General features: G+C 74.5%; 10 protein-coding genes. 3 read left to right on the top strand and 7 right to left on the bottom strand.

Features of this window, described 5'->3' with window-relative positions; genetic code table 11:
• Positions 1-38: 38 nt before the first annotated feature.
• Positions 39-5,459, top strand: coding sequence for a pullulanase-type alpha-1,6-glucosidase (pulA, locus tag GPJ59_RS03755; protein WP_219664908.1), 5,421 nt, complete (start codon positions 39-41; stop codon positions 5,457-5,459).
• 32 nt (positions 5,460-5,491) lie between these two features.
• Here pulA and GPJ59_RS03750 read toward each other — a convergent pair whose 3' ends face one another.
• The gene (locus tag GPJ59_RS03750; protein WP_308120111.1) at positions 5,492-6,028 is read right to left on the bottom strand and encodes a GNAT family N-acetyltransferase; all 537 of its coding nucleotides are present in this window, start codon (positions 6,026-6,028) and stop codon (positions 5,492-5,494) included.
• 10 nt (positions 6,029-6,038) lie between these two features.
• Positions 6,039-6,800 (bottom strand): TetR/AcrR family transcriptional regulator, encoded by a 762-nt coding sequence (locus GPJ59_RS03745; protein WP_219664907.1) that lies wholly within the window; start codon positions 6,798-6,800, stop codon positions 6,039-6,041.
• A 235-nt stretch (positions 6,801-7,035) separates the two neighbouring features.
• On the opposite strand from GPJ59_RS03745, the gene GPJ59_RS03740 reads away from it, so the two are divergent.
• A complete protein-coding gene (locus GPJ59_RS03740; protein WP_219664906.1) occupies positions 7,036-7,374 on the top strand; it encodes a hypothetical protein in 339 nt (112 codons plus the stop codon).
• Positions 7,375-7,398: 24 nt separating this feature from the next.
• Here the strand turns inward: GPJ59_RS03740 and GPJ59_RS03735 are convergent, their stop codons facing one another.
• The 5 genes from GPJ59_RS03735 to GPJ59_RS03715 form a co-directional block, all read right to left on the bottom strand.
• Entirely contained in the window at positions 7,399-8,463 is a 1,065-nt protein-coding gene (locus GPJ59_RS03735; RefSeq protein ID WP_374200778.1) for a PDR/VanB family oxidoreductase, read from the bottom strand.
• Between the two features lie 41 nt (positions 8,464-8,504).
• Complete coding sequence (locus GPJ59_RS03730) at positions 8,505-9,446, bottom strand: metal-dependent hydrolase (protein WP_219664905.1); 942 nt, start codon at positions 9,444-9,446, stop codon at positions 8,505-8,507.
• A 157-nt stretch (positions 9,447-9,603) separates the two neighbouring features.
• On the bottom strand, positions 9,604-11,592 hold the full coding sequence (locus GPJ59_RS03725) for a hypothetical protein (RefSeq protein ID WP_219664935.1): 1,989 nt from the start codon (positions 11,590-11,592) through the stop codon (positions 9,604-9,606).
• 153 nt (positions 11,593-11,745) lie between these two features.
• Positions 11,746-12,540, bottom strand: coding sequence for a tyrosine-protein phosphatase (locus GPJ59_RS03720; protein WP_219664904.1), 795 nt, complete (start codon positions 12,538-12,540; stop codon positions 11,746-11,748).
• 53 nt (positions 12,541-12,593) lie between these two features.
• The gene (locus GPJ59_RS03715) at positions 12,594-13,214 is read right to left on the bottom strand and encodes a rhomboid-like protein (RefSeq protein WP_219664903.1); all 621 of its coding nucleotides are present in this window, start codon (positions 13,212-13,214) and stop codon (positions 12,594-12,596) included.
• 87 nt (positions 13,215-13,301) lie between these two features.
• Here GPJ59_RS03715 and GPJ59_RS03710 point away from each other — a divergent pair, with 87 nt between their 5' ends.
• Complete coding sequence (locus GPJ59_RS03710) at positions 13,302-14,282, top strand: hypothetical protein (RefSeq protein WP_219664902.1); 981 nt, start codon at positions 13,302-13,304, stop codon at positions 14,280-14,282.
• The last annotated feature ends 11 nt before the right edge of the window (positions 14,283-14,293 follow it).

Here is a 14,293-nt window from a genome sequence, read left to right as displayed (position 1 = left end):
TCGCATCTGCATCAACTCTGGCAAGGAGAAGACCTGCCGTGAAACGCCCAGCCCTGCACAGAGCCGCGGGCACCGCCGTCGCCGCCGCACTGGCCGTGACGCTGCTGCCCGCCCTCCCCGCGGCGGCCGCCGACTCCGCGACGCGGCCGCCCGCGCCGCCCTCGGACGCCAAGCTCGCGGCGCAGCCCGCCCGGCACGACTCGACCCGGGAGCAGTTCTACTTCGTGCTCCCGGACCGGTTCGCCAACGGCGATCCGGCCAACGACCGGGGCGGGCTCACCGGCGACCGCCTCGCCACCGGCCTGGACCCCGCCGACAAGGGCTTCTACCAGGGCGGCGACCTCAAGGGGCTGACCGACCGGCTCGACTACATCAAGGGGCTGGGCACCACCGCGATCTGGCTGGCGCCGGTCTTCAAGAACCAGCCCGTGCAGGGCGCCGGGGACCAGGCCTCGGCCGGCTACCACGGCTACTGGATCACCGACTTCACCCAGGTCGACCCGCACTTCGGCAGCAACGCCGACCTGACCCGGCTGATCGACAAGGCCCACGCCAAGGGCATGAAGGTCTTCTTCGACGTCATCACCAACCACACCGCCGATGTGGTGCAGTACCAAGAGAAGTCCTCCGCCTATCTCTCGCAGGGGGCGTTCCCCTACCTGACCAAGGACGGCGTCGCCTTCAGCGACAAGGACTACGCCGACGGCCGCCGGCCCTTCCCCGCCGTCGACCGGGACTCCTTCCCGCGCACCCCCGTCGTGCCCGAGGACAAGAAGAACCTCAAGGTCCCCGCCTGGCTCAACGACCCGACGATGTACCACAACCGCGGCGACTCCACCTTCGCGGGCGAGTCGGGCGAGCAGGGCGACTTCGTCGGCCTGGACGACCTGTGGACCGAGCGTCCCGAGGTCGTCGGCGGGATGGAGAAGATCTACGAGAAGTGGGTCCGGGACTTCCAGATCGACGGCTTCCGGATCGACACCGTCAAGCACGTCAATACCGAGTTCTGGACGCAGTGGGCCACCGCCCTCGACCGGTACGCCGCGCAGCGCGGGCGCCCCGACTTCTTCATGTTCGGCGAGGTGTACTCGGCCGACACCGCCGTCACCTCGCCGTACGTCACCCGCGGCCGGCTCGACGCCACCCTGGACTTCCCGTTCCAGGACGCGATCCGCGCGTACGCCTCCCAGGGCGCCGACGCCTCCCGCCTGGGACGGGTGCTCGCCGACGACTACAAGTACAGCTCCGACCGGGCCAACGCCTACGAGCAGGTGACCTTCCTCGGCAACCACGACATGGGCCGCTTCGGGACCTTCCTGAAGCAGGACCGGTCCGGCGCCCCGGAGGCCGAGCTGCTCGCCCGCTACCGGCTGGCCAACGAGCTGATGTTCCTCACCCGGGGCAACCCGGTCGTCTACTACGGTGACGAGCAGGGCTTCACCGGCGCCGGCGGCGACAAGGACGCCCGCCAGTCCCTCTTCGCCTCCCGCACCGCCGACTACCTCGACGACGACCAGCTGGGCACCGACCGCACCCACGCGAGCGATGCTTACGATCCGGGACACCCGCTCTACCAGCAGATCGCTGCTCTCTCGAAGCTGACCAAGGAACACCCGGCGCTGCGCGACGGCGTCCAGACCGAGCGGCTCGCCGAGGGCTCCGTCTACGCCTTCACCCGCACCGACGCCCCCACCCGCACCGGCGCCCCCACGCGCACCAACAGCCGCTCCCGCACCGAGTACGCGGTCGCCGTCAACAACTCCACCGAGCCCGTCACCGTCGACATCCCCGTCGACAGCGCCACCACCACCGAGTTCCGCCACCTCTACGGCGGCACCGGCGGGGTCCGCGTCACCGGCTCCGGCAAGGTCCGCGTCACCGTCCCCGCCCTCGGCTCCGCCGTGCTGCGCGCCGCCCAGCCGCTGCCCCGCCCCGCCACCGCCCCGGCCCTGACCCTCAAGGCCCCGGCCGCCGGCGCCGCCGGCACCGTCGAGGTCTCCGCGGACGTCACCGGCGGCGGCCTGAACCGGGTCGTCTTCGCCGCCCAGGCCGGCAACGGCCCGTGGCAGGTGCTCGGTTCCGCCGACCACGCCCCGTACAAGGTGACGCAGCACATCACCGCCCCGGCGGGCACCCCGCTGCGCTACAAGGCCGTCGTCGTGGACTCCGCGGGCCGCACCGCCTCCGCGCTCGCCGCCTCCACCGCCGGCCAGGCACCGCCGCCCGACGTACCCACCGCCACCCAGCGGGACTACGCGGTCGTGCACTACCACCGCCCCGACGGCGACTACACCGACTGGCGCCTGTACGCCTGGGGCGACATCGCCGACGGCGAGGCCACCCCGTGGCCGGCCGGCCACGACTTCGTCGGCCGCGACGCCTACGGCGCCTTCGCCTACGTACGCCTCAAGCCCGGCGCGAGCTCCGTCGGCTACCTCGTCATCGACAAGAACGGCACCAAGGACGTCCCCGCCGACCGGACGATCGACGTGACCCGCACCGGCGAGATCTGGCTGGAGCAGGGCCAGGAGGCCGCCCGCACCGAGCGCCCCGCACACCCGCCGCAGGACACCTCCAAGGCCGTCATCCACCACCGGCGCGCGGACGGCGCGTACGACGGCTGGGGCCTGCACGTGTGGACCGGCGCGGCGCAGCCCACCGACTGGTCCAAGCCGCTGATGCCCGCCCGCTTCGACGCGTACGGCGCCGTGTACGAGGTCCCGCTCGCCGCCGGGGCCACCTCGCTGAGCTACATCCTGCACAAGGGCGACCAGAAGGACCTGCCCGCCGACCAGTCCCTCGACCTCAAGGCCGCCGGCCACGAGGTCTGGCTGCTCGCCGGCCAGGACAAGCACCTGCTGCCGCAGCCCGCCGGCTCCGCCGCCGCCCTCGACCTCACCACGTCCAAGGCGGTCTGGCTCGACCGCGACACCGTGGCCTGGAACGCCCCCGAGGCCGCCGCCTCCGTGCAGCTGCTGGCGTCCCGGACCGGTTCGATCACCGCGCAGGACGGCCGGCTCGCCGACGCCGGGGCGACCTGGCTCAGGCTGTCGCCGACCGCGCTGACCGACGCGCAGAAGCAGAAGTTCCCGCACCTGGCCGGCTACCGGGCCTTCACCGTCGACCCGCGCGACCGCGACCGGGTCCGCGAGGCCCTGCGCGGCCAGCTCGTCGCCAGTGCCCGTACCGCCCAGGGCGCCGTCCTGGCCGCCACCGGCGTCCAGCTGGCCGGCGTGCTCGACGACCTGTACCGCACGGACGCCCCGCTCGGACCCGTCTTCGACCGCGGCCGGGTCACCCTGTCCCTCTGGGCGCCCACCGCGCAGAAGGTCGCCCTCGAACTCGACGGCAAGGCCGTGCCCATGCGCCGCGACGACGCGACCGGCGTCTGGTCGGCGCGCGGCGACCGCTCCTGGGCCGGCAAGCCCTACCGCTACGCCGTCACCGTCTGGGCGCCCACCGTCCGGCAGGTGGTCACCAACCTGGTCACCGACCCGTACTCCACCGCCCTGACCACCGATTCGCAGCGCAGCCTCGCCGTGGACCTGTCCGCGCCCGCCCTCCAGCCGCCCGGCTGGCGGGAGCTGAAGAAGCCCGCGGCCGTCCCCTTCACCGCGGCCCAGATCCAGGAGCTGCACGTCCGCGACTTCTCGATCGCGGACCCCACCAGCAAGCACCCCGGCGGGTACCTGGCCTTCACCGACACCGACTCGGCCGGCATGCGCCACCTGCGCTCCCTGGCCGCGAACGGCACCTCGTACGTCCACCTGCTGCCCGCCTTCGACTTCGGCACCGTCCCGGAGAACCCGGCGGACCGCACCGAACCCGCCTGCGACCTGAAGGTCTACGCCCCCGACTCCGAGCAGCAGCAGGCCTGCGTGGCCGCCGCCGCGGCGAAGGACGGCTACAACTGGGGCTACGACCCGCTGCACTACACCGTCCCCGAGGGCTCGTACGCGAGCGACCCGAACGGCACCGCCCGCACGGTCGAGTTCCGCAGGATGGTCCAGTCCCTCAACGGGGCCGGCCTGCGCACCGTCATGGACGTCGTCTACAACCACACCGTCGCCGCCGGCCAGTCGGACAAGTCCGTCCTCGACCGGATCGTGCCCGGCTACTACCAGCGCCTGCTGCCCGACGGCAGCGTCGCCACCTCCACCTGCTGCTCCAACACCGCGCCCGAGAACGCCATGATGGGCCGGCTCGTGGTCGACTCCCTGGTCACCTGGGCCAAGGAGTACAAGGTCGACGGCTTCCGCTTCGACCTGATGGGCCACCACCCCAAGGCCAACATCCTGGCCGTCCGCCAGGCCCTCGACGCGCTCACCCCGGAGAAGGACGGGGTCGACGGGAAGAAGATCATCCTCTACGGCGAGGGCTGGAACTTCGGCGAGGTCGCGAACGACGCCCGCTTCGTCCAGGCCACGCAGGCGAACATGGCCGGCACCGGCATCGCCACCTTCTCCGACCGGGCCCGCGACGCCGTCCGCGGCGGCGGCCCCTTCGACGAGGACCCCCGCGTCCAGGGCTTCGCCTCGGGCCTGTACACCGCGCCCAACGCCAGCCCGGCGAACGGCACCCCCGAGCAGCAGAAGGCCCGCCTCCTGCACGCCCAGGACCTGATCAAGGTGGGCCTGAGCGGCAACCTCGCCGGGTACACGTTCACCGACACCGCCGGCCGGACCGTCAAGGGCTCCGAGGTCGACTACAACGGCGCCCCCGCCGGCTACGCGGCCGCCCCCGGCGACGCGCTCGCCTACGTCGACGCCCACGACAACGAGACCCTCGCCGACGCCCTGGCCTACAAGCTGCCGGCGGGCACCCCGGCCGCCGACCGGGCCCGGATGCAGGTGCTCGCCATGGCCGTCGCCGCCCTCTCGCAGGGCCCGGCCCTGTCCCAGGCGGGCACGGACCTGCTGCGCTCGAAGTCCCTGGACCGCAACTCCTACGACAGCGGCGACTGGTTCAACGCGATCCACTGGGACTGCCGCGCCGGCAACGGCTTCGGCCGGGGCCTGCCGCCCGCCGCCGACAACCGGTCGAAGTGGCCGTACGCCTCGCCGCTGCTCAAGGCCCCCGGCCCGGGCTGCGCCGAGATCACCGCCGCCTCGGCCGCCTACCGCGACCTGCTGCGCATCCGCACCACCGAGCCGGCCTTCTCGCTGGCGACGACGGCCCAGGTGCAGCAGCAGCTGGCCTTCCCGCTGTCCGGGCGGGACGAGACCCTCGGGGTGATCACCATGACCCTGGGCGACCTGGTCGTCGTCTTCAACGCCGGCCCGGCCGCGCAGCAGCAGCGGGTGCCGTCGCTCGCCGGACGGCCGTACGCCCTGCACCCGGTGCAGGCCGGCGGCTCCGACCCGGTCGCGCGGGAGGCGACGTACGAGGCGACCTCCGGCACCTTCACGGTCCCGGCGCGCACGGTGGCGGTCTTCACCGGCCGGCCGGCGGGGAGGTGAGCCTCACACCGGGCCTCGCACCGGGCTGAGCCTTATACGAGGCTGAGCTGGTCCAGCCGCTTCTCCAGCAGGATCACCCCGTAGACCTGCCCGTCCTTCCCCACCTTGTGGGGGAACTCCCCGACCACCCGGTAGCCCGCGTCCTGGTAGTACGCGAGCAACCGGGGGTTGGTGGAGACGCAGTCCAGTCGCGCCCGCTCGCGGCCGGTCCTGGCGATCCGCCGCTCGGCGTGTTCGAGCAGCCGCCGGCCGGCCCCGGCGGGCGCGACGTTGCGTTCGACCATCAGCCGGTGCACGTAGCCGGCCACGGGCGGCTGCACGCCCCAGGCCTCCTCGTCGTTCCACCACAGCTCGTACGCCCCCAGGACGCGACCGTCCTCGTCCGCGGCGAGCCAGACCTCGCCCTCGCGCATCATGCGCCGGAAGTGGCCGGCGTCCTTGTCCCCGGGCTTCCACTGCTCGATCCCGTTGTCGTGCATCCAGCGCGCGGCCCGGTCGAACACCTTCGCCAGCGTCCCGGCGTCCTTGTCCTCGGCCTGCCGGAACACGATCCCCTCGTCAATGATCACGCGGGCATTATCACCGGGCGTCGGCCGCTGTCCCGGGGGCGGGGGCGGGGGCGGGTGCGGGTGCGGGGGCTGGGGCGGGGGCTGGGGCGAACACCGCCAGCCGGGCCACGAGTTCCCCGAACGGGCCGTCGGCGGGCTCCCCGGCGAGCATCCGCGCCACGATCGCCGCCATCTCCTCGTCGTACACGGCGCTCACGGCCGCCAGCGCCGCGAAGTCGTGCACGAGCTGCAACTCCAGCTCGGCGCGCGGAATCCGCCGGCCGTCCAGCCAGATCAGGGCCGTCGACTCGGCCAGCGACACCCACGAGCGCACCACGAGCTCCAGCCGGGCCGGCGGCTTCCCCTCGATGCCCAGGTGCGAGAGGAGCTGCTCGTACGCCGCCTGCCGGACCTCGTCGATCATCGCGTTGGCCCGGCTGGACCCGCCCGCGGGCCCGCCCCGCATCAGCGCGGAGAAACCGGGCCCGTGGTCGTCGACGAACGCGAAGAACCGCCCCATGACCCGCAACAGCCGGGCCCCGAGGGGACCTTCGTGCGGCTCGACGAAACGTTTGGCCAACTCATCGGCGGCCCGCCGCAGCGCGGCCTCGTACAGGCTGAGCTTGCCGGGGAAGTAGTGGTAGACCAGCGGCCGCGATATCCCGGCGGCCGCCGCGATCTCGTCGATCGACACGTCGTCGGGCGACCGCTGGCTGAACAGCTCCAGCGCCACCCTGATCAGCTGCTGGCGCCGTTCCTCGACACCCATCCTGCGCCGCACCCCGGTTGTCATGGCGACACCCTACTTGCAGGTCCGGGATGCGAAGGCGCGGCCGACCGGGCTGGGCTGCGCATATGGCGCACCGTGCGGAACCGGTCACCTTCCGCAGCGTGACGGGCGTGTCAAGCCCCGGGATTCCGTGCGGTGACCGTCGGCGCCCGCCCGGGGCGTAATGGAGTCACCCGGCCGGCGCAGCACGCATGAAGCCCGGCCACCGACCCCACCACAGGAACCAGGAGCCCCACTCATGGCCATGACCAGGAGCATTCGCCTCGTCCCCCTCCTGATCGCCCCGATGGTTGCCGCTGCAGGCGCCTCCCTGTCCACCCCGGCACACGCCGCGCCCAGCACGCCACCCGCCGTCACCGCGGATGAGAACCCCCGTCCCGTGAAGGCCATCGGCAAGGCCAAATTCAAGCCGGTCAAGGCGATCAAGCGCGCCGACACCTTCAGCAGCAAGCTGAAGGGTGCCGAATCGCGCAGCGACTGGGCCCGCTCGTGTCTGCCCGAGCCGCCCCTTGCGCCCGGTGAGCTCGTGGGCGGTGGCGGCGGTAGCGGCGGTGGCAAGAGCGATCCGTGCAAGTGACCCCCGAAGGCCGAAGGCCGGAGGTCAAAGGTCCAGGACCAGGTGGTCCTCCTTCGCTCGGGAGACGCACAGGAGCATGGAGTCCGCGCGTTCGTCGTCGGTCAGCAGGGTGTCGCGGTGGTCCACCTCGCCCGCCAGCACCCGGTGCCGGCACGTGCCGCAGAAGCCCTGTTCGCAGGAGTACGGCGTGTCCGGGAGTGCCGCCCGGACCGCGGCCAGGGTGGTGGTGTCCGCCGGGACCGTGAGGGTGGTGCCGGTGCGTTCGAGCGTGACCGTGAAGGGGCGGGCGGCCGAGGCCGGGGCCGTCGCGATGAAGCGCTCCAGGCGGACCGCCGCCGGGTCCGGGGCGGCCTCGGCGACTGCCGCCATGAGGGGCTCCGGGCCGCAGCAGTAGACCAGGGTGCCCGGGCGGACACCGGACAGGGCCGCCGCCAGGTCGGGCAGGCCGGCCTCGTCCTCCGGGACGAGCGTGACCCGGTCGCCGTACGCCGAGAGTTCGGGGAGGAAGGGCATCGAGGCGCGCGAGCGGCCGCCGTAGAGGAGGGTCCAGTCGGCGCCCGCCGTCGTGGCCGCGCGGAGCATCGGCAGGATCGGGGTGATGCCGATGCCGCCGGCGACGAAGGCGTACGAGGGCGCCGGGCGCAGCTCGAAGCGGTTGCGCGGGGGCCGGATGCGCACCTCCGCGCCCTCGACCAGGTGCTCGTGCACCTCCCGCGAGCCGCCGCGGCCGTCGTCGACGAGCCGGACGGCGATCGTGTAGACCCCGGCCCGGGCCGGGTCGCCGCACAGCGAGTACTGCCGGGTCAGACCCGAGGGGAGCACGACGTCGATGTGGGCGCCCGGGGTCCACGCCGGCAGGTCGCCCGCCTCCAGGGTGAGCTGGACGACGCCGTCGGCCGGTTCGGTGCGCGAGACGATCAGGGCGCGGAGGAGCCGGCGGGGGGAGTAGCCGGAGATCGGGGTTTCGAGGGCGGGCAGCGGCCACAGCGGGGAGGTGCGGATGCGGCGGCGCAGGGCGCGGCGCGCCAGCCAGGCCGCGCCCGCGACCGCCGTCACCTTCAAGGTCGTGGTCGTCAGCGCCCCGGTCAGGGTCCCGGTCAGCGTCCCGTTCAGGGTCGTGGTCGTCCGGGTCACCGGGCCGCGCCTCCGTCCGCGGGGACGACCCCGCCGTTCGCGCCCGGCGAGGTGGCCAGGTACGCCGCCGCCTGCGCCGTCGAACCCTCCTGGGAGGGGTGGTAGGTGCGGGCGAGGTAGGTGGGGATCGACTTCAGCATCGCCGGGGTGGAGGGGAGCACGCCCCGCCGGCCCGCCCGTACGAACTGGCCCACCGACGCCCGGCCGTTCACCAGCGTCGGGTCGTTCTCCATGAAGAAGCGGGCGCCCCGCTGCCACAGGAAGACCAGCGCGGCGAAGGCGGTCGCCCAGGTCCGCGCCCGGCGCCGGTAGCTGCCGTCCACGTGCATGAACAGGTCGAAGGCCACCGACCGGTGCTCGACCTCCTCCGCCCCGTGCCAGCGCAGCAGGTCCAGCATCACCGGGTCGGCGCCCCGCCGGTCCAGCTCCTCGGCGTTCAGCACCCAGTTGCCCAGGAACGCCGTGTAGTGCTCGATCGCCGCGATCATCGCGACCCGCTCCTTGAGCCACCACACCCGGGCCCGGCCCGGCGGCAGGGTGCGGTCGCCCAGCAGCTTCTCGAACAGCCAGTCCACCTGCGCCGTGTACGGGGTCGGGTCCAGGCCGAGCCGCTTCAGGTGCGGCAGGACGTCGTCGTGGGCGGCCGCGTGCATGGCCTCCTGGCCGATGAAGCCGACCACGTCGGCCCGCAGCTGCTCGTCCTTGATGTACGGCAGCACCTGCTTGTACACGTGCACGAACCAGCGCTCACCCGCCGGCAGCAGCAGGTGCAGCACGTTGATGGTGTGCGTGGCGAACGGATCGCCGGGCAGCCAGTGCAGAGGGGTGTCCTCCCAGCCGAAGGACACGTTGCGGGCGTGGAGGGCTGTGTGTTCCGACACCACGGCGGCCGGGGCGGTGCCCTGGGCCGGGGCAGCGGCGGGCGGCTTATTAGACATGGCGTCAATGTACTGAGGGGTACGGCCGTGCAACAGCCCCGTGCAGCAGGCAATGGCAATGGCAATGACTCCCGCTGTGACGTTGCTGGTGCGGCTGCCTCAGCGCAGTACGCCCCGCCTCAGCGCAGAACGCCCCGCCTCAGCGCAGAACGCCGCCTCAGCGCAGAACCCCCGCCTTGCTCCCGTCCGTCAAGGTGCCCGACAGTTCCACCTGGGCGCCCGCCTGGGACTTGACCGCCAGGCGGTGGCCCGGGGCCGAGCCGGTCGCGCCGCCCGTCACCGCCAGTGCCGTGAACTGCGGGCTGCCCCCGGCCAGTACGTACCACTGGCCGCCGCGCGACTTCCACAGCACACCCGCCAGGGCCCGCGGCTCCCGTACGCCGCACGCCGCCGAGCCCTCCGCGCCCGCGGCCTGGGCCGCCACCGCCGCGCCCGGGGCGAGGAACTGTGCCTGCACCCGGTCCGCCGTGCCCCGCCAGGTCTCGGCCCGGGCGCACAGCCAGGACGCCGTGCCGTTGTTCTCCGGCAGCTGCTGCTTCGCGTACGCCCACAGGTTGACGCTGCGCACGCCGTGCGAACGGGCCGACGCCAGCAGGCAGGCGCTCTTCGACCAGTCGCCCAGGGCCGGTTCCGCCACCGCGTCCGGTGCGCCCGAGGTCAGCCGGGCCGGGGTCAGCTCGCCCAGGTCCGTCACGAGCCGGGTGCCGGAGGCGGAGCTGAGCGCCAGCGCGTTCCAGCTCGTGCAGGAGCCGGTGGGGGCCGGGCTCGGGACGGGCGGGGTGAGCCCGTCCGCGGTGAGCTTCAGGGCGGCCGGGCTCTCCGCGGGCGCCAGCAGGTCCCGTACGGCGACGCCCGTCACCCAGGGCGCGGTCAGGTAGCGCACGTTGCCGTCGACCCGGCCGAGCACCAGCGCGCCGGCCGTGTCCGCCGAAGCCCCGTCGGTCCGGGCGAAGTCGAGGGCCGCGCCCCGGGTGCCGGCGGCCGGCTCGGCGTAGCGCACGACCCGCAGGCCGTCGTGCAGGAGCACCACGACCGCCTGGTCGACCCGGCCGGCGTACAGCAGCTGCGGCGGGCCCATCGGCGGGCCGGACGGGGTGCCGGGCGTGGCCGAGACCATCACCGAGGTGCCCGGCCGGGCCCAGACCGCGAGTGCCCGGCGCAGCAGCGCGGTGTCGCCGGCCCGCTCGCCCCGGGTCGGCCAGACGGAGAAGTCGGTACGCGAGGACGTGCGCCAGGCGGCGGGCTCCACCCGGAGCAGCCGTCCGGGATCGAGGGCCTGTTCGGCGGCGGGGTTACGGGCGTACGGCGGGGCCGCGGCGCCGTCGGAGCCCCAGCCCCCGCCGGGCAGTCCCAGCAGCGCCCCGCACACCAGCAGCGCCACCCCCGCGGTCAGGCCGGCCCGGACGTGGCGGCGCCGGCGCAGCAGGTCGGTGGGCCGGGCCTGGAGCACGCACGGGTCGAACTCGGGCGAGCCGAAGAGCGCGTCGTGCGCCGGGTCCCCGGACCCGGCGACGGCCGCCTCGGGGTCCGCCACGCCGGCCTCGGCCAGCACCCTCAGCACCTCGGCCGCGGGCAGCCGTTCCAGGGCGCGCAGCACGCATGCCGCGCGGGCGGGCCCGTCGAGGGTGGCCAGCCACTGGTCCAGGGCGAGCTCCTCGGCCCCGCCGGCCCGGGGGAACAGCCGCAGCCCCCACACCTGCGGCAGGAGCGACGGCAGCTGGGCGCGCCGCGGCAGGGCCCGGAAGGTCAGGGGGACCCCGGCCTCCAGGGCGGAGCGCAGCACGCGCAGCCGGACGTACGCGTACCCGGGATCGGCGCCGCCGCGCGGGGCGGGGACCGGGGGCGACACATGGGCGTCCCGGGTGCTCCGGGTGCCCTTCGGGTCCCGTGTGTCCCGGCTGCCCCGGGTGTCCCGGCCCCCGCGGCCGGCCCGGGCCGCCGGGGGCTGCCCGGACTCGCGGCCGCGGGGGAGGGCCCGCTGGGCCAGCGCGTGCGCGGTGAGCACGCGGCGGTGGCGGCCGAGGGAGGGCGGCAGCACCAGGTAGGCGATCCGCACCAGCCGGGGGTAGTGCTCGACGATCGCGGCCTCGGCCTGTTCGACGTCGAGAGGACGGGTGGCGGTGTCCGGAGCAGTCACGTTCAGCAGAACGAGCGAATGGTCGGATGGTCACCGCCCGGCCGTCACCCGACCGGGCGAACCGGGCGAACCGGGGGCCGGGCGAGTGGGTCGGGTGGGGCGGGTCGGGTGGGGCGGGTCGGTCAGGCGGTCAGGCGGTCGGGCGATCAGGTGGTCGGGCGATCAGGCGATCAGGTGGTCGCGGAGGGCCTCGACCGTCTCGTCGGGGACTCCGAGGCCCTCGCGGACGTACTTCTCCATCGAGCCGAACCGTACGCCGACCTCGTCCAGCGCCGCCCCGAGGTAGTCCGGGAACACGCCCACCAGGGAGAGCGCGATCTCCGGGTCGCCGCCGGACGCGGCGAAGCCCTCGATCAGCGGGGCGAAGGCCTGCCGGACGGCCGGTCCGACCGAGAGGTACTCGGCCGTCAGGGTCTCCTCGTCGGCCCCGAGCAGTGCCAGGACCACGGTCGCGGCCCAGCCCGTGCGGTCCTTGCCCGCAGTGCAGTGGAACAGCACCGGGCCCGACGCCGGATCGGCCAGCTCGGTGAGCAGGGTGCGGTACGCGGCCTGGCCGGAGGCGGAGCTGACGAAGGAGCGGTACGTCTGGCGGAACAGCTCCCGCACCCGCCCGCCGCCCAGCTCCCGCTGAGCCACCACCGGGTCCGCGAGCAGGTCCTTGAGCTGCGCGGCCGCCGGCACCCCGGCCGAGCGCACCCGGTCCGCCAGGACGTCGGACACCAGCACCCGCACGCCCTCCGGGATCCGGTCGGGGTGGTCGGCGCGCTCCGCGGCCGTGCGGAAGTCGATGACCGTCCGTATGCCGAACGCGGCCACGGCGGGGTCCACGGCGAGGTCGAGCCGGTCGAGCTGGCCGGACCGCAGGGCCAGGCCGGGGCGCACGGTCCGCCCGCCCGGGAGCGGGGTGCCGCCGAGGTCGCGGAAATTGGCGACGGTGGTGGAGGGGGTGGCGGTCATCGTGGCGGCTCCAGCGGTGCAGTGTGGTGCGGTTTCGGTGCGTTCGGTACGTATCAGGTGATTTTCCGACGGATCGGGCGGGAAGGGTAATCGGCGGCCGGCCGATCTGCCGCCAGCCGGTCCGCCACCAGCGACAGCCCTACCCCGATGCCCAGGGCCACCAGGTGCCCGGCATCCGTGAAGGTCCGCTCGCGCCGCAGCACCGGCCGCACGGCCAGCGCCAGCAGCCCCACCCGGGCCGCGTTCCGCACCGCCCCGCGCGGCAGGACCGAGGTCAGGGCGCCCAGCACCGCGTTGAACCCGTAGCTGGTGCCCACGTCCAGCGCCCGCCGCGTCTGCGGCCCGGGCCGGCTCGCGCGCAGCGCCCCGTACACGAGCAGCGTGGCGGCGGTGTGCCCCAGCAGGAAGACCCCGGCGGTCCACCAGGCGCCGTACGCGTACTCCGCGTAGCCGAGGACGGCGAGCAGCAGCAGGGCGTAGGGCAGCGGCATGGGCTCCTCGACGACGAAGGCGCTGCTGATCAGCGTCTCCCAGCGGCCGGCCGCGAGATTGTCGACGTTCGTCGAGCAGCTGCGCAGCACCCGCTCGCGCTCCTGCGCGTCCATCCGCTCCAGCGCGTACGCCCCGAGCTGCACCCCGCCGGCATAGGCCGGAGCCAGTAGCAAAGGATTCACCCGATCATGATCGGCCATGGGTTTCGGGCGTGCCGGGAGGGGGTCCGCTCGGGAGGCGGGCGGGGTGGTGCGAACATGGCCGTGGACATGACTACCGCCCCCCGCTCCGCCACCGCCGCCGGCCCTGCCGCGGTCACCGCCATCAGCGCCTCCGCCGCGGCGGCGCCGCTGCGCTGTGCGCGGGCGGCGATGTTCGCGGCTGTGTGCACCGCGCTGGGGGCGTTCGGGCACGCGTACATGTCGGGCCGGGACGTCCCGGCCGGCGGCCTGCTGGCCGCCTTCGGCCTGACCGCGGGGGCCGCCTGGCTGGCGGCCGGCCGGCGACGCGGGACCGCGTCCATCGCCGGGGCGCTGCTGGCCGTCCAAGGGGTGCTGCACCTGGTCTTCGCGGACAGTCAGGGCGCGGGTGTGGGCGTAAGCGCGGGTACGGGTGCCGGCGCGGGTGCCGCGGGCGGTCACGGGGGCGGCGGTCAGGGCGCTCACGGTGGCCACGCGGTGGCCGCCGCCAACCCGTCCGCGTCCGCGGCCCACGCCGGACACCACCCGCACGCGGCCCCAGAGGCCGCGTCGGCGGCCGGGCCCGCGGAAACGGCCGGCGTGGCCGGCCCGGGCGGTGGAGTTGACCTCGGTGGTGCGGCGGCTCCGGGTGGGTCGGCCGACGCCGCCGGCCTCGCGGACCTGGGCGGAACGGCCGATTTCGGCGACCTGGGCGGTTTCGCCGATCTGGCCGGCCTGGCCGATCTCGGGATGGCCGGGCACGGCGGGTTCGGCATGGTCGGGGTGCACCTCCTCGCCGCGCTGTTCTGCGCCTTCTGGCTCGCCCGGGGCGAGAGCGCCGTCTTCCGCCTGGCCCGCGCCCTGCGGGCGCTCGGCGTACGGGTCGTGGGCCGCGTACGGATCCGAGTGGTCGCGGTCCGCCCCGCCCCGCCGCGGGTGCGCCGGAGCCGGCGGTACGAGCCGCCGCGTGCGTTGCGCGGGGCGGTGCACGCCCATGCCGTGGTGCGGCGGGGACCACCGGCCCGGGCGACCGCCCGAGCCACGGCCCCCGGCCGTCCTGCCTGCGCCTGAAAAGGCGAACC

It is taken from the genome of Streptomyces bambusae, assembly GCF_019400985.1.
GTDB lineage: Bacteria > Actinomycetota > Actinomycetes > Streptomycetales > Streptomycetaceae > Streptomyces > Streptomyces bambusae_A.
The sequence above is the reverse complement of the archived record's forward strand: the minus strand, read 5'-3'. Positions and strand labels throughout refer to the sequence as shown.

What these genes read in the sequence shown, in the direction of transcription:
- GPJ59_RS03745 (WP_219664907.1), bottom strand. Translation starts at nt 6,800, where the DNA reads ATGACAACCGGGGTGCGGCGCAGGATGGGTGTCGAGGAACGGCGCCAG.
- GPJ59_RS03740 (WP_219664906.1), top strand. Translation starts at nt 7,036, where the DNA reads ATGGCCATGACCAGGAGCATTCGCCTCGTCCCCCTCCTGATCGCCCCG.
- GPJ59_RS03730 (WP_219664905.1), bottom strand. Translation starts at nt 9,446, where the DNA reads ATGTCTAATAAGCCGCCCGCCGCTGCCCCGGCCCAGGGCACCGCCCCG.
- GPJ59_RS03720 (WP_219664904.1), bottom strand. Translation starts at nt 12,540, where the DNA reads ATGACCGCCACCCCCTCCACCACCGTCGCCAATTTCCGCGACCTCGGC.
- GPJ59_RS03710 (WP_219664902.1), top strand. Translation starts at nt 13,302, where the DNA reads ATGACTACCGCCCCCCGCTCCGCCACCGCCGCCGGCCCTGCCGCGGTC.